20 protein-coding genes and 2 tRNA genes are annotated in these 24447 nt (G+C 60.0%); 13 read left to right on the forward strand and 9 right to left on the reverse strand.

The features are described from left to right. Positions 1-60: 60 nt before the first annotated feature. Genes gcvH through HW556_RS01005 form a run of 3 tightly spaced genes read left to right on the forward strand, consistent with a single transcriptional unit; the run spans position 61 to position 2198 of the window. Entirely contained in the window at positions 61-441 is a 381-nt protein-coding gene (gene gcvH / locus HW556_RS00995; RefSeq protein ID WP_176897151.1) for a glycine cleavage system protein GcvH, read from the forward strand. Between the two features lie 21 nt (positions 442-462). Beyond that, positions 463-870, forward strand: a complete 408-nt coding sequence (locus HW556_RS01000) for a VanZ family protein (RefSeq protein WP_176897153.1) — start codon at positions 463-465, stop codon at positions 868-870. 2 nt (positions 871-872) lie between these two features. Further along, the gene (locus tag HW556_RS01005) at positions 873-2198 is read left to right on the forward strand and encodes a M28 family metallopeptidase (protein ID WP_176897155.1); all 1326 of its coding nucleotides are present in this window, start codon (positions 873-875) and stop codon (positions 2196-2198) included. Between the two features lie 235 nt (positions 2199-2433). On the opposite strand, the gene HW556_RS01010 is transcribed toward HW556_RS01005, so the two are convergent. Both HW556_RS01010 and HW556_RS01015 read right to left on the reverse strand, forming a co-directional pair. Beyond that, positions 2434-2979: a hypothetical protein gene (locus tag HW556_RS01010; RefSeq protein ID WP_176897157.1), complete on the reverse strand. Its 546-nt coding sequence runs from the start codon at positions 2977-2979 to the stop codon at positions 2434-2436. Positions 2980-3314: 335 nt separating this feature from the next. Continuing rightward, a complete protein-coding gene (locus tag HW556_RS01015) occupies positions 3315-4205 on the reverse strand; it encodes a YicC/YloC family endoribonuclease (protein ID WP_246289477.1) in 891 nt (296 codons plus the stop codon). Between the two features lie 166 nt (positions 4206-4371). On the opposite strand from HW556_RS01015, the gene HW556_RS01020 reads away from it, so the two are divergent. From HW556_RS01020 to HW556_RS01035, 4 genes are all read left to right on the forward strand, one after another. Then, on the forward strand, positions 4372-7200 hold the full coding sequence (locus HW556_RS01020; protein ID WP_176897160.1) for a TonB-dependent receptor: 2829 nt from the start codon (positions 4372-4374) through the stop codon (positions 7198-7200). 209 nt (positions 7201-7409) lie between these two features. Continuing rightward, positions 7410-9083, forward strand: coding sequence for a T9SS type A sorting domain-containing protein (locus tag HW556_RS01025; protein ID WP_176897162.1), 1674 nt, complete (start codon positions 7410-7412; stop codon positions 9081-9083). A 147-nt stretch (positions 9084-9230) separates the two neighbouring features. Continuing rightward, on the forward strand, positions 9231-10469 hold the full coding sequence (locus HW556_RS01030; RefSeq protein WP_176897163.1) for a glycosyltransferase: 1239 nt from the start codon (positions 9231-9233) through the stop codon (positions 10467-10469). Positions 10470-10523: 54 nt separating this feature from the next. Then, positions 10524-11789, forward strand: a complete 1266-nt coding sequence (locus tag HW556_RS01035; RefSeq protein ID WP_176897165.1) for a lipopolysaccharide biosynthesis protein — start codon at positions 10524-10526, stop codon at positions 11787-11789. Between the two features lie 44 nt (positions 11790-11833). Here HW556_RS01035 and HW556_RS01040 read toward each other — a convergent pair whose 3' ends face one another. The 6 genes from HW556_RS01040 to mutS form a co-directional block, all read right to left on the reverse strand. Continuing rightward, positions 11834-12658 (reverse strand): class I SAM-dependent methyltransferase, encoded by an 825-nt coding sequence (locus tag HW556_RS01040; RefSeq protein ID WP_176897166.1) that lies wholly within the window; start codon positions 12656-12658, stop codon positions 11834-11836. Positions 12659-12750: 92 nt separating this feature from the next. Then, on the reverse strand, positions 12751-13719 hold the full coding sequence (locus tag HW556_RS01045) for an AAA family ATPase (protein ID WP_176897168.1): 969 nt from the start codon (positions 13717-13719) through the stop codon (positions 12751-12753). 155 nt (positions 13720-13874) lie between these two features. After that, positions 13875-13957, reverse strand: a tRNA-Leu gene (locus tag HW556_RS01050). Between the two features lie 4 nt (positions 13958-13961). Then, positions 13962-14405 carry an HNH endonuclease signature motif containing protein gene (locus HW556_RS01055; protein WP_176897169.1) on the reverse strand — a complete coding sequence of 148 codons (444 nt, stop codon included), beginning with the start codon at positions 14403-14405 and terminating at the stop codon, positions 13962-13964. A gap of 99 nt (positions 14406-14504) precedes the next feature. Beyond that, positions 14505-14580 (reverse strand) — tRNA-Gly (locus HW556_RS01060). 228 nt (positions 14581-14808) lie between these two features. After that, positions 14809-17616, reverse strand: coding sequence for a DNA mismatch repair protein MutS (gene mutS / locus HW556_RS01065; RefSeq protein ID WP_176897170.1), 2808 nt, complete (start codon positions 17614-17616; stop codon positions 14809-14811). Positions 17617-17823: 207 nt separating this feature from the next. On the opposite strand from mutS, the gene HW556_RS01070 reads away from it, so the two are divergent. The 4 genes from HW556_RS01070 to HW556_RS01085 all read left to right on the forward strand — a co-directional run bounded on the left by HW556_RS01070 (position 17824) and on the right by HW556_RS01085 (position 22554). Continuing rightward, complete coding sequence (locus tag HW556_RS01070; RefSeq protein WP_176897171.1) at positions 17824-18366, forward strand: RNA methyltransferase; 543 nt, start codon at positions 17824-17826, stop codon at positions 18364-18366. A gap of 144 nt (positions 18367-18510) precedes the next feature. Next, the gene (locus HW556_RS01075) at positions 18511-21222 is read left to right on the forward strand and encodes a T9SS-dependent M36 family metallopeptidase (RefSeq protein WP_176897172.1); all 2712 of its coding nucleotides are present in this window, start codon (positions 18511-18513) and stop codon (positions 21220-21222) included. 118 nt (positions 21223-21340) lie between these two features. Further along, complete coding sequence (locus HW556_RS01080) at positions 21341-21757, forward strand: hypothetical protein (protein ID WP_176897173.1); 417 nt, start codon at positions 21341-21343, stop codon at positions 21755-21757. Next, on the forward strand, positions 21754-22554 hold the full coding sequence (locus HW556_RS01085) for a J domain-containing protein (RefSeq protein WP_176897174.1): 801 nt from the start codon (positions 21754-21756) through the stop codon (positions 22552-22554). The genes HW556_RS01080 and HW556_RS01085 overlap by 4 nt, the downstream gene beginning before the upstream one ends. A gap of 208 nt (positions 22555-22762) precedes the next feature. On the opposite strand, the gene HW556_RS01090 is transcribed toward HW556_RS01085, so the two are convergent. Further along, positions 22763-23251 carry a YajQ family cyclic di-GMP-binding protein gene (locus HW556_RS01090; RefSeq protein ID WP_116941097.1) on the reverse strand — a complete coding sequence of 163 codons (489 nt, stop codon included), beginning with the start codon at positions 23249-23251 and terminating at the stop codon, positions 22763-22765. A gap of 131 nt (positions 23252-23382) precedes the next feature. Between HW556_RS01090 and HW556_RS01095 the strand changes: the two genes are divergently transcribed. Continuing rightward, positions 23383-23871: a GNAT family N-acetyltransferase gene (locus tag HW556_RS01095; protein WP_176897175.1), complete on the forward strand. Its 489-nt coding sequence runs from the start codon at positions 23383-23385 to the stop codon at positions 23869-23871. Positions 23872-23938: 67 nt separating this feature from the next. Then, positions 23939-24409: a PaaI family thioesterase gene (locus HW556_RS01100; RefSeq protein ID WP_176897177.1), complete on the forward strand. Its 471-nt coding sequence runs from the start codon at positions 23939-23941 to the stop codon at positions 24407-24409. The last annotated feature ends 38 nt before the right edge of the window (positions 24410-24447 follow it).

Consider the following 24447-nt stretch of genomic DNA (forward strand, 5'->3'; position numbering starts at 1 on the left):
TACTTTTGAAGCGGCGCGCGGCGCGCCTCGCTTTTCAGTTCATTCCCTAAGCACCATCCCATGAATCTGCCCGCCTCCCTGAAGTATTCCAAAGAGCACGAGTGGGTCCGCGTTGAGGGCGACGTGGCCTACATCGGCATCACCGAACACGCCCAGAAAGAGCTCGGCGACATCGTGTATGTCGACATTGACACCGTTGATAAAGAGGTATCCCAGAACGACGTGTTTGGCACCGTAGAGGCTGTGAAAACGGTTTCCGACCTGTTCAGCCCCCTCAGCGGCACTGTACTCGAAGTAAACAACAAGCTCGACGGCAGCCCCGAACTGGTGAACTCCGACCCCTACGGCGACGGCTGGATCATCAAGCTCTCGATAAGCGACGCTTCCGAGCTGGACAGCCTGCTCACGTCCGAAACCTATGGTGAGCTGGTAGGCGCCTAAGCGCCGCTGCTGCCGTTGGCTTTGCTTTCCGAAACGCCGCCCACGCCGCGTCGGCGCCCTCTGGTGGGGCTGCCGCTGGCGTGGGCGGCGTTTATTTTGGTGAGCACCCTCACGCCCGCCGCCGACATGCCCCTAACTCCGCGTTGGGAGTTACTTTCTTTTGACACGGCTGCCCACGCCGGTGTGTTCGGGGTGTTGACGGTGCTGGCCATCTTCTCGGCCCGGCGGCAACGGCGGCTGGGTTGGCTACGGACACACGCGTTCCGCGTGGCACTCGCGCTGGCAGTGGTTCTGGGCGCGCTGGTCGAAGTGCTGCAGCACCTGCTGGCAATGGGCCGCCACGGCGAGTGGTCCGATCTGTTCAGCGACGCGCTGGGCGCGGCGGCCGGTACGGCCTTCATGTGGTTTACCCGCCGTTTCTGGCAATGAGTATGTACCTGAATAGAACTCGTGCTTTCTCCGCCGTCCGGCCCTTGGCGGCCCTGGGCCTGCTGCTCAGCTGCACCCTGGCCCAGCCTGCTTCAACAACGGCGCAGGACATGGCCCGCGTCCGGCAGACGATTGCCCGGCTCACGGCCCCCGACCTGCACGGCCGGGGTTACGTAAGCGGCGGCGAGCAGCGGGCCGCGGCCTACCTGCAGGGCCGTTTTCGCGCACTGGGCCTGCAGCCCCTGGCCCCCGACTACTACCAGTTCTTCACGCTGCCCGTTAACACCTTCCCCGGCCGCGCCGAGCTGAGCGCCGATGGCCAGCCATTGCGCCCCGGCCTCGATTTCATTGCTGCCCCCCACTCGGGGCCCGGCGAAGTGCGCGGCCCGGTGTACCAGCTCGATTCCCTGATTTTCGCGCAGCCTGCGGCCCGGCAGAAGCTGCTGGCCACGCCGCTGACCAAAGAAGTGCTGGTACTGACGCAGGCTCAAGCCGGGCGGCTGGCCGAACTACCGCCCGAAGTACAGGCCCATTTGGCCACGGCCGGCGCCCAGCTTACGCTGGTGCCCGGCAAGCTCACGGCCAGCATAGCCGGCGAGCAGGCCCCACGGCCCCGGCTGGAAGTACGGGCCGCCGCCTGGCCCGCCGCGGCCCACACTGTACGCCTGCGGCTCGATGCCTGCCTGCAGCCCGCTTACCGCACCCAGAACGTGGTTGGCTACTTACCCGGCACCGCCCGACCCGATTCGTTCGTGGTGGTATCGGCCCACTACGACCACCTGGGCCGGCTGGGGCGCGACACCTACTTCCCGGGGGCTAACGACAACGCCAGCGGCGTGGCTATGCTGCTGGAGCTGGCTGCCTACTATGCCCGCCCCGAAAACCGGCCAGCCTACTCGGTGGCCTTCCTGGCATTCGGGGCCGAGGAAGCCGGTTTGGTTGGCTCGCGCTACTTTGTCGAGCACCCGCTTATATCGCTGCCTAGTATTGGGGTATTGGCCAACCTCGACCTGCTGGGCACCGGCGACGAAGGCCTCATGGTGGTGAACGGGCGGGTGTTTGAGGACCAGTTTGCGCGGCTGCAACGCCTGAATGCGGCGGGCGGTTACGTAGCCTCGCTGGCCGCCCGCGGCCGGGCCGCCAACTCCGACCATTTCCCGTTCTCAGAGCGCGGTGTACCCGCTCTGTTCTTCTACACCCGCGGCGGCATTGCCGCCTACCACGATGTGCAGGACCGGCCCGAAACGCTGCCTCTTACGGCCTTCAGCAGCGTTTTCGGTTTGTTGCGCGACTTTTTGAACGACGCAGGCGTAGCTCCCGGCAAGTGAGATTATAGAAAGTAAGCCAGCTGTCATTCTGAGCAGGGCGAAGAAACTCGCAGATCAAAGTACTTTCCGACGACGGGATTACCATTGCCTGCGAGCTTCTTCGCCCTGCTCAGGATGACACTCGTTACATAGCACATCCCGATTATGCCCAAAAGCACTTCACCCGGAATCTGCCTTGTGGCAAACTCCGGGTGAAGTGCTTTTAAGTTACTGACGCCGCATTCGCGGCACCTAATTAGGTATTGCTTTTGAACGAGCCCATGATCTGCTTGGCTACGTTCTCCCACTCCGGCTTCTGACGGTCGGCGCAGGTGAAGGTGCACATCAGCAGCTTGCCTTCCACATCAGTAAAGAAGATGAAAGTGTACGACTCACGGCCCAACTCTGGCTTCATCAGTTCGAGGTAGCCTACTTTGCGGCCACTCACTTCCTTTACGCCGTGGCTGAACCAGGTAGCCTCCTTGTACTGCTTGGTGTAGATCTTGTAGAAGTTGTCGTGATACATGTCTATCATGTCCTGGTCCGCCGTGTTATCGGTGTAGGAAAAGGCCAGACTAACTTCCTTGTTATTGGTGTAGATGACGCTCGGACGACTCTGCGACTTGGCGTAGTTGAAGTCCATCTGCTCCTCGCTCATCACATCAAATCCCTTGGGGATGAGGATTTCAACCCGCTCACTCAGAACGCGTTTCTTGATAAGCTCCACCTCGGCGAAAGGACGGGCTGCCATCAGCAGCACCATCAGGAAGAGTACGGGTAAGGTAAGTAGTGCTTTTTTCATAGAAGTAGGCTGAAAAAAGGTGGGTTGCTAAGTGAGGGAATCCAGCGTGCTGGCGTTTGCCGGGCTGCTTGGATAACACAATTTACGATGAAAAACTTAAAGTGCAAGTCATTTGCAAAAAACAACTCGCCGTCTGATTCTATGAAAGCATATTCTTAATCAATAAAACCTGCTCAGCACGCAGCAATGAGAGATTAGAAGCCTAATATGATTTTTACGTTATTTAACCAACCACTAGGAAAAATTCAAATATATATCAATAATAATCTATGCATAGCAATATTCTTAAAGTGATATTCAGCACTTACGACAACAGTCTAAATCTGGTTTGAGGTCTAGAGAATATTGTTGATCTGCTCCTTGATTTTCTCCAGTTCCTCCTTCATGCTCACTACCAAATGCTGCATGGCGGAGTCGTTGGCTTTGGACCCGATGGTATTGATCTCCCGACCAATTTCCTGCGAAATAAACGCTAATTTCTTGCCTGTGGGTTCGGGCAAACCGGCCGTTTCGATGAAGTAGCGCAAATGGTTGCCCAACCGCACCTTTTCCTCGGCAATGTCAAGCTTCTCGATATAGTGCAGAATCTCCTGCTCGAAGCGAATGCTGTTGAAATGCTCGTTGGCTGAGATGTCGGCCAGGTGGCTTTGCAGGCGCTGGCGTACCTGGGCAACGCGGCTGGGGTCGTGGCGCTCCACCTCGGCCAGCAGCTGGCTGATGTGCTCCACGTAGCCCAGAATTTCGGCGGTGAGGGCCCGGCCCTCGGCGCGGCGGAACTCGTGCAGGCGCTCCAGCGCCTCGTGCAACAGCGGCAACAGTTCGTCCCAGCTGGTTTCGGTTTCCAGGGGCTCGGCGGCGGCCGTGGTATCGGCGACGGGCAGCCGCAGGGCCCCGGGCAGGGCGTGGGCCACGGCCGTTACCTGGTCGAAGGACAAGCCGGTGCGCAAACTCAGGGCCTGCAGCTCCTGGCAAGCGGCCGTCAGGGCCGCTTCATTCACAATAGAACCGCCCGTGGCCGTAGCGCGGGGGCGCGTGAAATCGAGGTTGAGGTTGACTTTGCCGCGTACCAGACTTTTGGCCAGCAGATTGCGAATTTCCAGTTCCTTGTCCTGCAGAAAGCGGGGCAGGCGTAGGGTGAGGTCGAAGCTTTTGGAGTTGAGCGACTTGATTTCGATAGTAGCGGCGTAGTGGTCGGTTTCGCGGGTGGCGATTCCGTAGCCAGTCATGGATTGGAGCATGGGCAGAGAGGGGGCTGGCTGATTTGGGCCGCGAAAGTAGTTCTTTCGGCGGGCAGATGGGCGGTAAGCCGCAACAGTAACACAAACATAACGGCGGCGCAATATTAGCATAACAGGCTCAGGGTACTTTTGTAAAACCCTTTTCGAGCCTTGTATGCAACGCACGCTTATCCTGTTTTTTCTGCTGATAACTAGTTCTCTAGCCTGGGCCCAGCAAGCCACGCTGAGCGGAACGATTCGCGATAAAAAAACCGGCGAGGGCGCCATCGGAGCCACCGTTATCATAACGGGAACCACCCAGGCCGCGCCCGTGGAGCTCGATGGCACGTACCGGCTCCTCGCCGCGCCGGGCACCTATACTATCAGTGTGCAGTCGATTGGCTACAAGCCGCTCACGTTTCCGGGTACGGTACTGCGCGAAGGCCAAACGACCACGCTCAACGGCTCGCTTGAAGAAAGCAGCCAGTCGCTGGGCGAAGTAGTGGTGACGGGTCAGAAGCAAACCGGCACCGAAGTGGCCCTGCTCCAGGATCTGAAGAAGTCGGAGGTGGTAGTGAGCGGTATGAGCAGCGACCAGATTGTGAAGACGCTGGACCGCGACGCGGCCGAGGTGGTAAAGCGCATTCCGGGCGTAACCATTCAGAATAATACGTTTGTCGTCGTACGCGGCCTGTCGGAGCGCTACAACACGGTTATGCTCAACGATGCCATTACACCTTCAGCCGAGGTGGATACCCGCTCGTTTTCGTTTGACATTTTGCCTTCATCGGTAATCGACCGGATTTTGGTTTTTAAATCCGGCTCGCCGGAATTGCCGGGCGAGTTTGGCGGGGGTGTAGTAAAAGTATATACCAAGAACAGCGTATTGGATAATACTACCAGCTTTTCGGTTTCCAGCTCGTACCGTAGCGGCACGACCTTTCGAAACGACTACCTGACCAGCGGCACGCCCGGGTGGCTGGGTTACGACAAAGGCAACCGGGGGCTGCCCAGCGGCATCCCGGGCCAGATCACCCCCGGCACCACACCTAACAATGAGATTGGCAACACTTTGCGCCAGATAAATAATCGTTGGCTGCCGAACGTAGGTACGGCCGCCCCGGATCTGCGTGCGTCGTTGGGCTTGACGCGGCGCTTCGAGGTTGGGAACACCTACTTCAGCAATGTAACGTCGCTGTCGTATTCCAACACCCACCAGCAATACAATATCGAGCGCAACCGCTACCTGATCGAGGTTGACCCTGCTACGGGCCAGCCGGCGGCGCAATACAAGTACAACGACGAGCGGGCAGTAACGGGCACCCGGCTCGGGGTAATCCACAACTGGCAGGCCCGCATCAACGACAACAACCGGTTGGAATTCCGCAACTTCCTCAACCAGTACGGTACCGATGAGGTGGTTCATCGGACCGGTGAGGAGCTTTCGGATGGGCAGGAACGCGACGATTACGCCCTGCATTACCAGAGCCGCACCATTTACTCGGGGCAGCTACAGGGCTTCCACGACCTGGGAGCGGCTAAACGGTCTACCATCACCTGGTTGGGGGGTTATAACTACGTGTACCGGAACGAGCCCGATTATAGCCGCTACCGCAACGTACGGGCCACCGGCCTCGACCGGCCTTTCGCGGTTAATATTCCTAACGGAGGCAACCCCTTCGATGCCAGCCGTTTCTACTCGGACCTGCGCGAAAACACCTACACGGCCAGCGGGCAGTGGGAGCGCCGCTTTACCGGCCGCGACACGACGAAGGCGAACGAGTTCAAGCTGCGCATTGGCTTCTATGCCGAGCAGAAAGACCGGGACTTGCAAAACCGCTACTTCTCGTTTATTCGGGGCAACGACTTTTTCAAGGACCGCACCCGGGCCAACCGGCTTTCGCTGCTGCCCATCGACCAGATCTTCGCTCCTGAAAACCTGGACCCGCTGACCGGCTTCACGTTGGCCGAAGGAACCAGCCCCGAGGACCGCTACAACGCCGAGAATACCTTGTTGGCCGGTTACGTAGGAGTAGTAGCACCCCTGACCGATAAGCTCAACCTTTCGGGCGGCGTCCGCGTGGAGTACAACCGTAAGTTTCTGCGCGACGGCAACCCCAGCCGGGAGCCCTACGAGGAGAAGCGCACAATTCCAATGCCTTCACTCAACCTAACCTATAACTTCACCCAACGCTCGTTGCTGCGCTTAGCGGGCAGCGTTACCGTGAACCGCCCCGAATTTCGGGAAGTGGCGGAGTACGACTACTTCGACTTCACGACCAATGCCATTATCCGCGGCGACCAGAACCTAAAAACGGCGACCATCTACAACGGCGACCTACGCTACGAATTCTACCCTAGCCGCTCGGAAATGATTTCGTTCGCGGTTTTCTACAAGCACTTCGACCAGGCCATCGAGCAGGTTACGCGCCAGGTGTCGGGCAGCCAACTCTACCTTACCTACACCAACGCCGACCGCGCCTACGACGTTGGGGCCGAGCTGGAGGTGCGTAAGTCGCTAATTGATATCAGCCAGAGCCGCGTACTCCAGCGCTTTTCCATGGTGCTGAACGCTTCGCTTATTAGAAGCCGGGTAAACCTGGCCGAAACGGATGAAACCGTCGGATTTGCCCTGTTCGACCGTCCCTTGCAGGGCCAGTCGCCCTACGTGGTGAATGCCGGCGTGTTTTACCAGGATGATGACCACAAATGGCAAGTATCGGCCCAGTATAACGTCATCGGTCAGCGCATCGCCTTCGTGGGCGACCAGCGCCAGAACTACTCTGTTATTGAGATGCCGCGCAACATAATTGACCTCTCGGTAACCAAAGGGTTTGGTAAGCATTTGCAGTTGCGGGCGGGTATTCAGGACATCATCAACCAATCGGTCCGCCAGTACTACGACTTCGACCGCAATGGTAAGATTAGTAAGAACGAAGACGGTCCTTTTGCCCGCTACAAGCTCGGCAACTATTCTACCCTGGGCCTGACGTACCAGTTCTAACTGGTACCTCAGGCCGTTGGGCCCGCGATATTCAGGTGTACGGAACGGCAGATTTAGGATGCTGTAGCTACCATTTTCCAGCCCCCATTATCTGGTTGGCAACGCGGGTAACCGTTTGATAACACACTCCTAACCGAATCGTAACGCTCGATTTAGGCCTGAAAACGTGCTAACAACTCATCTTTGCACCACCATCTAATTCCTTATCCATGAAGAAGCTTGTACTCCCTATTTTCTTAGCCGCTGCCTGCCTTGTGGGCGGTAACCATGTAGCGCTGGCTCAAACGGTATGTCCGGCCGCGCCTACGCCCGTTTCGGTAGCTGGCAACATCACCACCAACACCACCTGGACCCGGACGAACATTTACCTGTTGGCCGATTACGTTAACGTAAAGTCGGGGGCCACGCTAACCATCGAGCCGGGTACAATTATCCTGGGCCGGAAGGAAACCACAACGACGAAAGCCGGCACGCTCATTATTGAGCGGGGTGCCAGGCTGATTGCGGATGGCACGGCCACCCAGCCCATTGTTTTCACTTCGAATCAGCCTGCTGGTAGCCGCAACCGGGGCGACTGGGGCGGTATTGTGCTGCTGGGTAATGCGCCCGTTAACCAGACGAATCCTATCATTGAAGGAGGGATAAACCAGAACTACGGGGGTACTGATGCTGCCGACAACTCCGGTATTCTGCGCTACGTACGCATCGAGTTTTCGGGTATCGCCCTGCTGCCTAACAACGAAATCAACGGCCTTACGATGGGCGGTGTTGGTTCGGGCACTATTATCGACTATGTGCAGGTGAGCAATAATGGCGACGACTCTTTCGAGTGGTTTGGGGGCACGGTGAATGCCAAGCACTTGGTTTCGTCGGGCGCTACGGACGACGACTTCGATACCGATTTTGGTTACTCGGGCAAAGTGCAGTACGGCCTCATTATTCGTAACCCCGACGAAGCCGACGTATCGGGTTCGACCGCTTTTGAGTCGGACAACGACGGGCAGGGCTCGGCTTTCACGCCCATAACGTCGCCGGTTTTCTCCAACATAACCGCTATTCTACCCAACCCGATTGGTGCAACAGCCAACTTCACGCGGGCCCTGCACCTACGGCGGAACACCAGCATCTCCATTTTCAACTCCGTTTTCGCCGGCTGGCCAATCGGCCTGACGCTGGATGGCGCCGCTGCTCAAGCCAATGCCACGAGCGGCAGCTTGTCGATTAAGAATACGGTACTGGCCGGCATGACGACCAACAATTTCCAGGCCGCTGGTGTAACGACCTACGACGTGGCAGGCTATTTCAACGCCGCCGACCGGGCCAACCAAACGGTTGCCACTGCTACGGCGCTGAACCTGAACGCTGACAATTTCCAGTTCGTGGGCAATACTGCCGCCAACTACCTGCTACCCGCCAATTCGCCTTTGGTAAGCGGCGGAGCCTTCACCGACGCGAAGTTGGCAGATGCCTTCTTTGACAAGACCGGAACCTATCGGGGAGCTTTCCCGGCGGCGGCTACTGCCGGTGCGACCAACTGGGCCGCCGGCTGGACGAACTTCAACCCCCAGATTACCTGCTACAACCGCGCTGGCCTCACGCTGGCTACCAAGTCGGCTTCCGACCAGCTCCAGCAGCTGGCCGTAGTGCCCAACCCCAGCAATGGCCCGGCCGAGCTGCGCTTCAACCTTAAGCGCGGCGGCGCGGCCTCAGTGCGGGTATTCGACCTGACCGGCCGCCAGGTAGCCACGGTGCTGGTCGATAGCAAGCTGAACACCGGCGACCAGGCCCTGCGTCTGCCCACCAACCTGAAAGCCGGCGTGTACATGGCTACAGTAACCACCACTGAAACCAGCCAGTCGGTCCGCTTCGTGGTGGTCCGCTAGGTTTCGGGGCTGATTATCCGCTTCCTTTCCCAATTTTTTATTCTATCCTTATCCGAGCCGGCGTCCCTTAGGGGGCGTCGGCTCCGTTATTTTCAGCTAGCCAGGGGCCAATCGGTGCTCCGGGGGCCGCATCGTACTTTTACATCCGTGTCTGCTACCCCCCTGCTCCCACTGCGCGTTCTGCACCTGCCCAAATGGTACCCCCACCGCTACGACGACCAGGATGGCGACTTTGTGGCCCGGCACGTAGCCGCCATTGCCGCCACCAGCACGCCCGCGCAGCCTTTGCAGAGCGCCGTGGTATTTGCGGCCGTGGCGCGGGGGCCATTGGGCAGCGTTATCGAAAGTGAAGTGGACCTGAATGGCCCGGTGCCCACCTGGCGCTACTACTACCGCGCCCGCCTTACGGGGCTGGCTCCGCTGGATAAGCTGCTGAAACTGGGCCTGTGGCTGCTATGCATGGGCAAGGGCTGGCGGGCCGTGCGCCGGTACTGGCAGGACCAGCAGCCCGATGTAGTGCATGTGCATGTATTGCTCCGCACCGGCCTGGTGGCGCTTTGGATGAGGCACTGGCACCGGATTCCTTACGTGCTAACGGAGCACGCAACGGCTTTTTTGCCCATCAATGCGCCCCGCCTAAGCTGGTGGCGCGGTTGGCTGGCGGGGCAGCTGGTGAGTCGGGCCGCTGCTTTCACCCCCGTTTCCGATGACCTGAAACGTGCCCTGGAGCGGCTGGGCGGCCGGGCCCGGCAAACCGTTATCATCCCCAACGTGGTGGATACCGACCAGTTTAGGCTGCCTGCTGCGGCTGGTCAGCGTCGGGGCCTGTTAAACGTGGCCGCCTTCAACGAACAGGCTAAAAACCTGAGCGGCACGCTACGCACCATTGCCCGGCTGCGTACCAATCATCCCGAGCTACACCTGCACCTGCGTATTGCCGGCTACGGTCCGGCCGAGGAGCAGATGCACCGGTTGGCCACCGAGCTTGGTTTGCTGACCGATGGCACAGTGGAGTTTCTGGGCAAGCTGACTTCGGAGCAGGTGGCCACCGAAATGCGCCGGGCCCAAGCCTTCGTGTTGTTTTCAAATTACGAAAACCTGCCCTGCGTACTAATTGAGGCGCAGGCCAGCGGCCTGCCCGCCGTGGCCACCCGCGTGAACGGCGTACCCGAGCTGCTGCCGCCTAACGGCTCGGCCGGCCTGTTGGTGGCGCCCGGCGACGAGCCGGCGCTTTACGCCGCCCTGCTGGAGGTGCTGCAGGCCCCGGCCGGCCGCTTCAACGAGCAGCAGATGCGCGCAACGGCGCTGGCCCGCTTCAGTTACCCAGCCGTGGGCACCGCCTTCCGGCAGTTGTACGGGTTAGTGGTTAGTAGAGGCATTTATTGAGCTGCTGACTGATTTCGTTCTACTTTTCGTCGTTTCGTTAGTCTCCCTGCCTAAATGCTGCGCCGAGTCGTTCAGAATTTTACCACCCGCCTGGCTACGGCCCTGCTCAGCTTCGGAGTGGTGTGGCTGACGGCGCGCTACCTGGGCGCGGCAGGCCGGGGCGCCGTCAGCCTATTCGTAACCGACTGCGCGGCTATTCTGCTCTTTATCGGGCTGCTGGGCGGCTCCTCCCTGATTTATCTGGCCCCGCGCCGCAACCTCTGGCACCTGCTGCTGCCGGCCTACGGCTGGGCAACGCTGGTGTGCGCACTGGGCACGGGCATGGTGGCCCTGCTGCGGCAGCCGGCACCCGCGTACCTGCTGCACTTAGGAGTGCTGAGCCTGCTGCAGGCCTTTTTCTCGATAAACACGGCCCTGCTGCTAGGTCGCCGCCGCGAGGGCACCTACAATCTGCTCACATTGGCCCAAGTGGCGCTGCTGGCCGGTACGCTGCTGTTAGCATTCAAGTTTGGCGGGCGCTGGGTTTCCGTTGAAACCTACTATTACGCCGCCTATATGGCCTTTGGGCTGCCGCTGCTGCTGAGTCTGGTGCCACTGTTGCGCCTGCCCGACCCGCGCCGCCGCCGGGGCCTCCGGCTGCGGGCCACCACCCGCGAGCTGGCCCGCCACAGCCGGGGGGCGCATTTCTCCAACATGCTGGCCTTCGCCAACTACCGCCTCGGATACTACTTTGTAGCCTATTTTGCCGATGCCCGGGCCGTGGGAGTTCTTTCGGTGGGAGTGGCCCTGATGGAGGCCATCTGGCTGATTCCGCGTAGCGCGGCGCTGGTGCAGTATGTCGATCTGGTGAACACGCCCGGTGGCAGCCCACTACCCGAATCGGCGCTGCGGGTGGGGCGGCTGGCAGTGCTGGGCACGGCCGCGGCGGTGCTGGTGCTGGTAGCGGTGCCACCGGCTATGCTCACTGCTGTGTTCGGCCGCGAATTTGGGCCCGCGCAAACGGTAATGCGGCTGCTGGCGCCGGGTTCGGTTATGATGGCCGTGCAGATGCTCATCAGCAGCTACTTTGCCGGCCGCGCGCAGTACCGCATCAACAACGCCGCCACTCTATTTGGTTTGGTTCTGACTCTGACCGGAGGACTGCTGCTAATTCCGCGCCTGGGTATTGAGGGGGCGGCGCTGGCCTCCACGCTTTCTTATACTGCCTCCACGGCCTTTCTGCTCTGGCATTTTCGCCGCGCCACAGGCCTGGGCATTACGACTTTCCTGCCCGGCCCCACCGATATCACCCGCGCCTGGCAGCTACTGCGGAGCCGCTAATGAGCCGCGCCGAAGGAGTCTTCTGGCAAGATGTCAGGCCTCACCTAGCTGCCATTAGCTACCTGCACCGTTACCTCAAAGGCTGGCACCGGATCGGCCAGCGGGTTGGGCAAATGCGTAGGCAGCGGCACAGGCATGTACAGGGCACAGAGCGTATTTTCGACCTGGGTGAGCTGGCCCGGTGCGGCGGCCGGCAACCCATCGAGGATACCCGCCAGCACCTCCCAACGGGGCTGGCAGGGCTGGCGACTGGCATCATGCCACACCACCACTGTTTCGGGCCCCACTAAGTGCTCGAACACCCGCCGCGTATCAGTGCGCACGGCTTCGTAGCGGTGGTCACCGTCGATAAACACCAGGTCAAAGTGCCCCAGCGCGGCTAAGTCGTAGGTGGCCGAGTTGCCGTGCAGGTGGGTTACGTTGGGCAGCGGGCGCGAGAAATAGCCGTGCAGCTCGATGTAGCGCTCCGGCAGCCCCAGCGCCCGTAACTCTTCGGCCGCTAAATTCAGCGTCTGTACCTCGGCGGCTACGGCCGCCACGTTGGCCGCGCTTTCGCCCCGCCATGTTCCAATTTCAAAATATCGGCAGCCGGGCTTGCTGCGAGCCAGCGCCCGCAGCAGGGCTAGGTCGGTGGGTAGCGAGCCGCCGTCGCGGAAGGCGAAGGGCGTAACAGTTTCGCCGGTAGCCGGCAGCAGCGCAGTCAGCGGCACCACTGGCAGCCCGCCCGTTGCTGCTACGCCCCAACGACCTGCATGACGCAATACCTGGTCCTGCCAGCCGGTTTCGTCGGCTGCCAGCACGTGGTTGAGCAGCCAGGGGTTGCGCACCAGGCTCGCGAGGCCGCGCAGAGTTTTGCTGAGCTTAGACAAAAGATGAGGGTGAAATGAGGGGTGTGGGGAGGGCAGCCACGCGGCCAGAAAAGAAACCGGCACTCACTTGGGTTATCCGCGCCGGCGTGCCCCTAGCTAATCGGCACTTTGCGCAGGATGGCCTCAATCATGTCCTGAGTTCGGACGCCGTCGGCTTCAGCTTCATAGTTGAGCAGGATGCGGTGGTTGAGCACGTCAGCGGCCACATCCTTGATATCCTCGGGCAGCACGTAATCGCGCTCATCCAGGAAAGCCACGGCCTTGGCTGCCCGGTGCAACGCAATGCTGGCGCGCGGGCTCACCCCGAACTGCAGATACTGCTGGAACTCGGGCAGGTCGTATTCGGCCGGCTTACGGGTGGCAAACACCAGCTCGATAATGTACTTCTCCAGCGTTTCGGAAATCTGAACCTGATTGATATGATGCCGGATACCAAAAATGTCATCCCGCGTAAGAACCGGGTGCACATCGTCGGCATAACTCAGGTTGGCCATGCGCCGCATAACCTCCAACTCATCGGTTTTCTTGAGGTAATCGACGTGTACCTTCAGCATAAACCGGTCGACCTGGGCCTCCGGCAGCGGGTAGGTACCCTCCTGCTCCACCGGGTTCTGAGTGGCCAGCACCAAAAAGGGCAAATCGAGCGGATACGTGGTTTCGCCGATGGTCACCTGCTTTTCCTGCATGGCTTCGAGCAGGGCGCTCTGCACTTTGGCCGGGGAACGATTCACCTCATCAGCCAGTACGAGGTTGGCGAAAATCGGCCCCTTCTTCACCTCGAACTCCGAGCGGCTCTGGTTATAAATCATGGTACCCACCAAATCGGAGGGAAGCAGATCGGGAGTGAACTGCACACGCTGGAAATGCAAATGCAACACCTTTGCCAAAGTGCTTACCGTCAGTGTTTTGGCCAGACCCGGCACGCCTTCCAACAGCACGTGGCCGCCGGTAAACAGCCCAATCAGCAGCCGGTTTACCATATACTGCTGGCCCACCACCACCTTGTTCATCTCGGCAAACGCCTGCCTTATTTTCTGCTGGTAATCGTCGGGAGAAAGCATAGCGGATGACATAGGCACGGGGCAGCAAGCGGAAGTCAGGAGCTTAAAGGTAGAAATTTGACTTCGTTCAGTCCTTCTTCACTCTCCCTCTCTCGACCCATCAACCTGCTAAATAAAAAAGGCAGCCTCACATAAGCGGAGCTGCCTTTTAAAAGTACCAGAGACGGGATTTGAACCCGTAAGCCCGTGAAGGCAAAGGTGTTTAAGACCTTCGTGTATACCGTTCCACCACTCTGGCTTAATCAGTTAGCAACTGTTTTAGCTTGATTCCTGCCCCGGTAGTTGCTTGTCTGTGCGTGGCAGTTTGGGCAAAGTAACTGCAAATTTTCTAAGCGATGGTCATTGTTTACTCCATTGAGATGATGAAGCTCCAGTGGAATAAGCTGACCATTCCATTCCGTCAGGTTACATACCTCGCACTGATGATTCTTCAACAGGGCTTTCAACAGGCGGTTTTTCAGACCGAAAGTGAAATTATATTCCGAGTTTTCAACCAAAATATCAGATAGCGGCGTGGACTTCCCGAACTTCTGAAACCGCGCCCCCGTGTTCCAGCCCGCCCCTGTCCAGTGACCAATATCCAGCCCCAGCCGGGCCACGCGGGCATGCACCGGTTTGTAGTTGCCGCCGGCCGGCACCAGCCCGATGCGGCTCAGCACCTGCCGCACCGACAGGCTTGCGGCCACAGCCTACCGGAACTACTCGTCGGTGCAAAGGCATTTGCGGGTGTTGGCCATACTGGCAAGAAACGAAAAAACCTGCCGGATGGGGCAGGTTTTTCGTGTTGGAGCGGGAGACGAGGTTCGAACTCGCGACCTCGACCTTGGCAAGGTCGCGCTCTACCAGCTGAGCTACTCTCGCTTGAGATTCAAACGCCCTGGAGCGTTTTGGTGTGACAAAGGTAGTACAGTAAATCCTGAAGTCAAGACCCGCGCATAAAAAAAGCTTTCTGTCTGCGCTGATTTGGGGCTTTTGCTTTGATTTTCAGGCACAAATTTTTTTCAGGCACGCACTCCCCCATCCTGTAGCTGCGCACTTGACCGAAGTTAAAGCCAGCTAAAAGCCAAGCCGCGCCCCGGGCACACACGGCTACCGGCCACTGCCAACTGCCAGCTTCAGCTCGTTCAACTTCAGCAGAGCCTCGATGGGCGTTAACGTGTTCACATCAAGCTGGGTGAGCAGCTCACGCAGACGCTCCAAGGCCGGGTCGGCAGGCTCGAACATGCTCAGCTGCAGGCTGGGGCGCGGGGCCGAATGCACGGCGGCGGCCGGCTGAGCTTTCGGGCCAGAAAGTGCCGGCTCGGGCGCAACGGCCGGGCTTCCATTAAAGGATACTACTTTACCGCCAGTCATATCGGCAGCTTCGGCATCGCCAAGCCCCACCAGCAAGTCGTCGAACTCGGTGGGCTGATCGGTTTCGACGCTGGTAGAGGCCCGTTCCTGCTCCAGGTGGTGCATTATTTCGTTGGCCCGCAACACCACGGCCGTGGGCATACCGGCCATGCGGGCCACGTGGATGCCGAAGCTGTGCTCGGAACCGCCCTCGCGCAGCTTGCGCAGGAACAGAATGCGGCCGTCGGCCTCCTTTACGGCCACGTGGTAATTGCGCACCCGAGGGCAGTCGTCGGCCAGTTGGTTAAGCTCGTGGTAGTGAGTGGCAAACAGCGTTTTGGCCCGCGCCCGGGGCGAGTTGTGCAGATGCTCTACAATGGCCCAGGCAATGCTGATGCCGTCGTAGGTACTGGTGCCGCGCCCGATTTCGTCCATCAGCACCAGACTTCTATCTGATAAGTTATTGAGAATCGAGGCCGTTTCGGTCATCTCCACCATGAAGGTGCTCTCGCCCTTGCTCAGGTTATCGGAAGCGCCCACGCGGGTGAAAATCTTGTCGATTACGCCGACGTGGGCGGCATCGGCGGGCACGAAGGAGCCGATCTGGGCCAGCAGCACAATCAGGGCCGTTTGGCGCAGCAGGGCCGATTTACCGGCCATATTGGGACCGGTAATCACCACAATCTGCTGGTCGTCCTGATCGAGGCGCAAGTCGTTGGGGATGTACTGCTCGCCGGGCGGCAGCTGGCGCTCAATCACGGGGTGGCGGCCGGCCGTGATGTCGAGCGTCGTGGAGTCGTCGACAACGGGCTTCACGTAGCGGTGCTGGCGGGCAGTGGCGGCGAACGAGGCCAGGCAGTCGGCCACGCCGATGGCGCGGGCGTTTTGCTGGACCTGGGGCACATACTCGGCGGCCGTGAGCACCAGCTCGGTGTAGATGCGCTGCTCGATCACGAACAGCCGTTCCTCGGCATGCAGGATTTTCTCCTCGTACACCTTCAGCTCCTCAGTGATGTAGCGCTCGGCATTCACCAACGTCTGCTTGCGAATCCAGGTCGGTGGCACCTTGTCCTTGTGGGAGTTCGTCACTTCGAGGTAGTAACCGAACACCTTATTATAGGCGACTTTGAGCGAGGAAATTCCGGTTTCCTGAATGGCTTTCTGCTGGAGCTGGAACAGGTAGTCCTTGCCCGAGCCGGCCATACGGCGCAAATCGTCCAGCTCGGCATCAATGTTATCGAGCAGCACCCCGCCCTGGTTGGTGAGAATGGGCGCATCCTCCCGGATCTTAGCCTGGATTTCCTCCCGCAGCGTGGCGCAGGGGTTGAGCTGGTCAGCCAGCTTCTGCAGGGCCTTTACGCCCGAAGCAGCCAGCTCGTCGCGGATGGGGCCGATGGCCTCCAGGGCCCGGGCCAGCTGCAGCAGCTCGCGCGGATTTATGCGGCGCACGGCCACTTTGGAAATCAGGCGCTCCAGGTCGTTGATCTGGCGCAGGTGCTGCTGCAGGTTTTCGAGCAGCTCGGGGGTTTGCAGCAGGGCCTCCACCGTATCAAGGCGGCGCTGAATCTGGGCGGCTTCCTTGAGGGGCAGCACCACCCACTTGCGTAGCAGCCGCGCCCCCATCGGTGTAATGGTCTGGTCGAGGATGTCGATGAGCGGCACGCCGCCGGGGTGTTGGGCCTGCACCAGCTCTAGGTTGCGCACCGTGAAGCGGTCCAGCCACACGTATTTGTCCTCCTCCAGCCGCCCGATGCTGCCGATGTGGCTCACGTTGGTGTGCTTGGTTTCGGCCAGGTAGTGCAACACGCAACCGGCGGCCGTGATGCCCTCACGCAACCCATCAATACCGAAGCCCTTAAGCGAGGTGGTATTGAAATGGCGGGTGAGCAGCTCGTGGCCGTAGTCGTGGCCGAAAACCCATTCTTCGAGGGCATTGTGGCAGTAATCAGGACCGAAATGGCCCTCGAACTCCTGGCGGCTTTTCTTGCAGAACAGCACCTCGGCGGGTTGGAAGTTCTGGAGCAGCTTGCCCAGGTATTCCACCGTACCCTGGGCCACCAGAAACTCGCCGGTACTGATATCCAGAAAGCTGATGCCGGCCTCCTGCTTACCGAAATGCACGGCGCAGAGGTAGTTGTTGCTGCGGCGCTCCAGCACATTGTCGTGCAGGCTCACGCCGGGCGTCACCAGCTCCGTTACGCCGCGCTTTACGAGGCCCTTAGCCTGCTTAGGGTCTTCGAGCTGGTCGCAGATGGCCACCCGTTGCCCAGCCCGTACCAGCTTGGGCAGGTAGGTATCAAGCGAGTGGTGCGGAAAGCCAGCCAGCGGGGTTTCGGAGGCCGTGCCCGCCCCGCGCTTGGTGAGCGTAATATCGAGGATGCGCGAGGCCGTCACGGCGTCCTCGCCGAAGGTTTCGTAGAAGTCGCCCACCCGGAACAGCAGCACGGCCCCGGGGTAGGTTTGCTTGAGCTGCTGGTATTGCTTCATCAGCGGCGTATCGGCCACCGGGGCGGGCCCCAGCGTACCGTGCGTGCGGACGGGCTTCTTTTCTTTAATGACTTTCAAATCAGTTGCTATTGTATAGTTGCCGATGTAGGGACGGGGCTTACCCCCGCCCATACGTCTGCGCCATTTAAACGAGTCCGCTCAGCCAATCCCGCGGCCCGAACGGCGGGCGGGAACAACCGAAGGACAGCGAAGCTTACCCCCGCCCCTACGTCGTTCTACCCGCCCAACGCCGCGCGCCCCGGTGGGCGTTCCTACCTTTGCCGGATGCGCAAACTCTCGATGAACGAACTAAACCGGCTGACGGTGGCCGACTTCAAAAATACGCGAAAATTCCCCCTTAACCTTGTGCTTGATAACGTGCGCAGCCTCCACAATGTGGGGGCCGCCTTCCGCACCGCCGACGCCTTTGCAGTCGAGAAACTCTGGCTTTGCGGCATTACCGGCCGGCCGCCCCACCGCGACATCACTAAAACGGCGCTGGGTTCCACCGAGTCGGTGGCCTGGGAATACGCAGCTACTACCCTGGAAGTGCTGCACCAGCTGAAAGACGCCGGCTACAAGCTGATAGCCGTGGAGCAAACCACCGAAAGCGTACTGCTGCCCGACTTTGCCATTGACGCCGATCAGTCTTACGCCCTGGTGATGGGCAACGAGGTGTTTGGGGTAGAGGACGAGGTGCTGGCGTTGTGCGACGCGGCAGTGGAGATTCCGCAGTTCGGCACCAAGCACAGCCTGAATGTGAGTGTGGCAGCAGGCGTGGTGCTGTGGGAGTTCATCAGTGCCATGAATCGCCAAAAATCCAGCTGATACGCTACCCTGTTGGAAAAGATATAAAATGCCATAATCTTTTTTAAAATTACGTTAAATAATATCCCACTTGAGCGTAAATTTGGAATCTAGAATAGTCACTCTGGCTTACTTCTGTAGCTCCGCACCTATTTACCCTCTTTAATGAATCCAACCTTTACTCCTGCGGCCCGGGCACTGGCCGTTGCGGCACTGCTGGCTCTGCCAGTCCTTGCCGCCGCCCAAAACGCGGCTCCCGACAACCGGGCGCTTCAGATTCTGCAGAACCGTTCGGCCAGCTTTGGCCTGGTAGCCACCGATGCGGCCGACGCGGCTGTAACGAGCCAGTATACCGATGCCCGCAACGGAGTTACCCATGTGTATCTGCGCCAGCGCGTGCAGGGCATTGAGGTGTACGGGGCTGTAGCCAACGTGCACCTGACGGCCGCCGGCAAGGTGGTAAACCTGCATAGCAGCTTCCGGCCCAATGTACAGGTGTTGGCCCGCGAATCTGCGCCCACGCCCGGCCTCTCGGCCCAGCAGGCGGTAGCCGCTGCCGCCCGCGCCCTGGGCATGCCCGCCCCCGGCAACCTTACGGTGCTCAAGGCCGGCTCGGCCGCCGAAGGCATGGAGTTCAGCAACGGAGGCATTTCGCTGGATAAGATTCCGGCCAAGCTCATGTACCTGCCACTGGCCGACGGCTCGCTGCGGCTGGTATGGGATGTAACGCTGGCCCCACTCAGCGGTGAGCATTACTGGAACGCCCGGGTAGATGCCTCATCGGGTGTGCTGCTTGACAAGAGCGACTATACCGTGTCGGACGATTTCAGCATGCTGAACCTGACCCGGCCTCTGACCCAGGCAACGGTTGCGGCCGCTATAAAGGCTACCCCGGCCACCCCGGCCCGGCCCACGGCCACGCCCAACAGCTACAACGTGTGGCCCCTGACAATTGAAAGCCCGATTCATGGTGCGCGGCAGGTGGTTACCGACCCCGCCGACCCGAAGTACTCGCCCTTCGGCTGGCACGATACCAACGGCACAGCCGGTGCCGAGTACACGACTACACGCGGCAACAACGTACACTCCTACGACGACGCGCCCAACAACAATAACGCTTCAGGTACCAACTACAGCCCCGACGGCGGCAAAGACCTGATCTTCGACTATCCGTTTGACGATTCGAAGAACGCCCCCGCAAAGAAAAACCAGGACCTCGCCATCACCAACCTGTTCTTCTGGAACAACCTGATGCACGACGTAATGGCCAAAAAAGGCTTCGACGAAGCCAGCGGAAACTTCCAGGCGACCAACTACACCGGCCAAGGTAGAGGAGCTGACTACGTGCAGGCCGAAGCGCAGGACGCTTCTACGGCTTCGCCCGTCCGGCTCAACAATGCCAACTTCGCGACGCCCCTCGACGGCAGCCGCCCTCGCATGCAAATGTACCTGTGGGACCGTTCGGAGCTGAACGTGAACGTTACGGCCCCCAGTACGCTGGCCGGACCACTGAACGCGCTGGAAGGCTCGCTGGGCCGCAGCCTGCAGGCCGTGGGCCCCATCACGGGCAAGCTGGTTGTAGCCGACGATGGCTCGGCCAAACCCGAGCGCGGCTGCAACTCGCCGCTCGTGAATGCGGCGGCCATCAGCGGCAATATTGCCCTGATTGAGCGCGGCAAATGTGGTTTCGCCCTGAAAATCAAGAACGCTCAGAATGCCGGTGCCCGCATGGTTATCATGATGGACAGCATTCCGAACTCTACTACGCTCACCCGCATGGGCGGCGCGGCTCCCGACAGCGTTGGCCTGCGGATTCCATCGGTTTTCATCACTAAAAGCGAAGGCGAAAAGCTGAAGATTGCCGCTCGCGCCGGCCAGGAGGTTACCATTTCTGCCTCGGGCGAGGTGTTTTACCGGGATGGTGACTTCGATAACGGCATCGTTGCTCACGAGTATGGCCACGGCATTTCGAGCCGCCTGACTGGCGGCCCCAACGTGAGCTGCCTCAACAGCTTTGAGCAAATGGGTGAAGGCTGGAGCGACTTCTTTGCGCTCTGGATGACCACCAAGCCCGGCGACGTAAGCACCACCGGCCGCGGCATTGGCACCTACGCTTCATTCGAGGCCACTGATGGCCGCGGCATCCGGCCGACCCGCTACAGCACCGACATGCAAATAAACCCCGCCACTTATGCCCTAGTAGGTACCCCCAACTATGATACCTTCGTGGATGTTGATGGTATAACTAAGGCGCGGGTCCACGCCATTGGCTACATTTGGGCTTCTACGATTTGGGATTTGAACTGGGAGCTGATTGCTAAGCACGGCTACAACGCCGACCTAACGTCTTCTACCGGCGGCAACAACATTGCCCTGCAGCTGGTGATTGATGGTCTCAAGCTTCAGCCCTGCCGTCCGGGCTTCATCGATGGCCGCGACGCTATCCTGAAGGCTGATTCGGTGAACAACAAGGCGGCCAACTCGGCGCTTATCTGGCGCGTATTTGCCCGCCGTGGCATGGGCTTCAGCGCCAGCCAGGGTAGCAGCAGCAGCCTCACCGACCAGAAGGTGGCTTTTGACATGCCAACCGTGGTACTCGCCAACAACAAGCAGCTCAACGCCGCCCTACTCGACGTGTACCCTAACCCGGCCAGCAACCAGGTGCTGATCCGCACCCAGGTAAGCAGCTCGGTACCGGTGCAGGTAGAGCTGGTTTCAGTACTCGGTCAGCGCGTGTTTACCCAGACTATTTCGGCGGCCCGCCTGCAAAAGGATGGCTTGTCGGTGAACACTTCCTCGGTAGCACCGGGCCTGTACCTGGTGCGCCTGACCACCTCGGAAGGTACGCTTACTAAGAAGCTGCTGGTGCAACACTAAGTGCTGCCCCTGCTTTTGAATTGAAAAAACGCCCGGCAGCCTGCCGGGCGTTTTTTTTGTTGCTACAAGCACTACCCGCAGCTGGCGCAACGCCTCGCTTCCTTCTATCTTGCTCCCGATGCCCGACTTCCCTCGTCCCGATACTGCCCTGCAGGCTCTACGCCCTACGGTAGCCACCGAAACCACCACCACTCCCACTACGGCCGGCGACTTCCTGCATGCCACCCTACGGCTCGTGCTCAAGCTCCAGAATCCGCTGTTATTAGCGGTAGTAGTCGATTTCGTGCGCGACCACCACGTGCCACTGGCCTCGGCCGCCCCCGCCGACCGACTCCGGCTGCTAACCGGGCTGCTGGGCCGCAACACCAAGCTGCGCTATACAGTGGTGGGGCTGATAACCGGCCAATTCACGCACGCCGAACTGGCCTTCTATCGCCAGAACCGCTCCGAGCTGAACCGCCGCCTGCTGGAACTAGCCACCCGCCGGGTGCTGGACCAGGCTGAATCCGTCGTCGCCCTCAGCGTGGCCCCATGAGCACGCACTACGCCACGCTGGGCCTGCCCGCCAATGCCTCGGCCACCGACATCAGGCAGGCGTATCGGAAACTGGTGTGGCTAACGCACCCCGACCACACGCCCGACCCGGCTGCCCACGCGCGGTACCTGGCCGTGAATGAGGCATACGAGGTGCTGAGCAACCCCAGTCGCCGCGCCAGCTACGACGCGGCCTTGGAGTGGCGGGCGGCTGCACCATCGCCCTCGTTCCAACCGACTCCACCCCGACAACCTGAAGCGCACCCGCACCAGCCTGGTTTTCGGCCACCGACTCCACCAACGCATGTGCGCTACGCCAAAGAGTTCGCGCAGCTCCTTCCTTGGTTGAAATGGGTGGCAGCCTCCAGCCTGCTGCTAATCGTGCTGCTATTCGCCGATTATGCTACCACTATTCACCTGCCCAACGAAACCGTGCAACGGTTCGATTATGTTGAGCAGGGGAGCCGGGGAGGGAAACAAACTTACCTCGTTTTCTATACCGAGCAGGCTCGTTTCCGCACCCCAAGTACGGTAGACCTAGAACCTGGCGACCGGGTGCATGTCCAGCAGACACGCTGGTTTGGCAAGCCTCATCGTATAGCGGTGCTGTCGGGCAAGCTACGCGGGCAGAGCATAGAACTGGGCCGATTTGGCATTTTAAAAGTGCTCGGCACTGGCGTTTTACTTTCTGCCCTGGGGGTGCTGCTGCTGCGACTGCGGCCCGATCAGATCTTCAACTTTGGGTTTGTTAATTGGGTGGCGGTAGGGCTGCTGTTGATGTTCTATGTATTTCATTGAGATACCGACGCATGACGATGGCATTATCAACTACCTCGGCCTGTTCTTATTGAGAATCTGCCTGCTGATGATTTAGGAGCAAGGCCATACCTTTTCGGTTCCGGGGTGCGCACAGCAAAGGGGCTTACCGCACCAAACGGCCGTAGCAACGGCTCATTCTGGCATGGCAAGGCCCTCCGGAAGCTGGCAACCAGCCAGGCTCTTCTGCTTACTTCATGTTCACGAACTGCAGGGGCTGGCCGATGTCGGCGCTGCGAAGCACGGCAATGGCGGCCTGCAGCTCGTCAATCTTCTTGGCCGACACCCGCACCTGGTCGTCCTGCATCTGGGCCTCCACTTTCACCTTGGCGTCTTTGATGGCCTTGATGATTTTGCGGCCCGCGTCTTTATCGATACCGGCGCGCACTTTCACGGCTTTCTTCATCATAGTGCCGCTGGCGTGGGCTTCCTCTGTGAAATCGAGAGCCGTACCATCAATGCCCTGCTTTACGAGGCGGGTGAGCACGATGTCTTCGAGGGCCCGGATGCGCATGTCGTTTTCCGAGGTGAGGGTGATGACGTTCGTTTTCTTATCGAGCTCGATTCCGCCCTTGGTATCGCGCAGGTCGTAGCGGGTCTGGAGCTCTTTCTTGGCCGTGTTCACCGCGTTTTCGAGGGTTTGCGGATCGACTTTACTTACAATATCGAAGGAAGGCATAGGGAGAGGGAAAAGGGAAGAAACGGTAGACACTGCCTTAACGCAGAAACATACGCCAAAGATAAGGGCGCGCCGCCGGCCGGCCGATCAAAACGGTCTTTGCGCATTATTCCCGTATTTAGGTGCCGCTCATGTCCATTATCACGCCCCACACGCCGGCCCACTGGGCGGCCTACTACCGCCTCCGCTACGAGGTACTGCGCCAGCCCTGGCAGCAACTCCCGGGCTCGGAGCGCGCGCCCGACGACGACGCGCCCACCACAACCCACGCCCTGCTCCTGGCCCCCGTCGAAGCTCCTCAGGCCATTGGTGTGGGCCGTCTGCATTCTTCGGCTCCGGGGCAGGGGCAGCTGCGCTTTATGGCCGTAGCGCCCGCCTGGCAGGGCGGCGGCATTGGCCGGCAGTTGCTGGCGCACCTCGAAGCCGCCGCCCGGCAGCAGCAGCTGCACGAAATAGTGCTCCACGCCCGCGCCGAAGCCGTGCCGTTTTACGAACGGGCGGGTTATACAGTAGTGGCACCGTCGCACGTGCTTTTCGGCCGTATCCCGCACTTTCTGATGCGCAAGGAATTGGTTGGCGGCAGTACCGAAACCCCACAGACAGCCACAGCCGGCCGGTAGCCCAAACCTGCTACGACTACCGGATAGCACCGGCCTTTACTCGTCAACCCCACCTCGTTTCAGTCTCATGGATAGCCCGCCCGATATCAGTGCCCTCATTGCCACCTACAACCAAATCAACCACTACGGCCGCGCCAACGGCATGACGCTGCATGTCGACCAGCCGGGCAACATTCGCTACACTATGCGCGTGCTCGACGAGCACCTTTCCTCACCCAACACCTGCCACGGCGGCGTACTGGCGGGCCTGATGGATGCGGCGCTGGGCGCAGCGGCCCTTTCGCTGGCTTTTACGGCCGGCGAGCTGGTTTCTACGGTCGAGTTCAAGATGAACTACTTCCACCCGGTGTACCTGCACGACGAGCTGGAGGCCCACGGCAGCATCGAGCACGCCGGCCGTACCCTGGTCGTCACCACCACCACCATCCGCTGCCCCTCGCGCGACAACCTCGTGGTGGCCCGCGGTCTGGGCACCTTCAACCGCTACCCCGCCACCAAGCGCGACTTCCGCGACCTACTGTTCCCCGGTACCATTTGAGCTGTTAGCTGTTAGCTAAGAACCGAAAAGGCCCCGTA

The sequence above is a fragment of the Hymenobacter terrestris genome (assembly GCF_013377905.1).
Lineage (GTDB): Bacteria > Bacteroidota > Bacteroidia > Cytophagales > Hymenobacteraceae > Hymenobacter > Hymenobacter terrestris.